Consider the following 773-nt stretch of genomic DNA (forward strand, 5'->3'; position numbering starts at 1 on the left):
CTCCTTTCGCAACATTGGAAGACTTATCGATTAAACCTCTGGATGAATCTGAAGAGTACCAAGGGAACCCGAGACTGGGTTTTTTGTATCAGCATTTATGTACCGCTGCACTTGCGAATTCAGAACAATATGAAATTGTTGCAGAAGAAATTCAACTCAACGATAGCGACGGAAAAACCATCGGTGCGATAGATCTCATACTTAAAAATAGAACATTGGACCAACTAGAACATTGGGAAGTAGCGATTAAGTTTTATCTTTTACATGAAGGTGTTTGGTATGGCCCAAACGCGCACGATCAATTGCATACAAAACTGGATAGAATGCTCTCCCACCAATTGAAAATGAGCGAAAGGCCTGAATTTAGAAAAATGCTTCCTCTGGTTCAGTCTCCAAAGGAACGCTTGTTGATGCAAGGGCGACTTTACATCAATCCATTTTCTAATGAAGTACCACCGAAAGAGTGCTTAGGCTTTGCTCTCAATCCAAGCCAAATCAGTGGATATTGGTGTTATCAAAGCCAATGGAGTTTGATCAATAAACCGCTTTACCACTTAAGCAAACCCAACTGGGCTATTGGTACGGATGATTTTTCTCAGCCGATTGAAAAACCAATGGAGCGATTTGAGCATGCACAAACAGCAGATGGCGAGTTCTGGTTTATCGTGCCAGATAATTGGCCACAAAATCCAAAGGCTCATAAATAGAGAGTTAACGACGAGTTGTAAAAAAGGCGACCATCTGGTCGCCTTTTTGTCAGAGTAGGTTTAATT

General features: G+C 41.3%; 1 protein-coding gene. It reads left to right on the forward strand.

The genetic code is table 11. The features are described from left to right. A partial coding sequence (locus R7Z47_RS24590; RefSeq protein ID WP_318130729.1) for a DUF1853 family protein occupies nucleotides 1-707 on the forward strand: 707 nt, incomplete at its 5' end. Between the last annotated feature and the right edge of the window lie 66 nt (nucleotides 708-773).

Source organism: Vibrio sp. 1641 (assembly GCF_033339995.1).
Taxonomy (GTDB): Bacteria; Pseudomonadota; Gammaproteobacteria; order Enterobacterales; family Vibrionaceae; genus Vibrio; species Vibrio alginolyticus.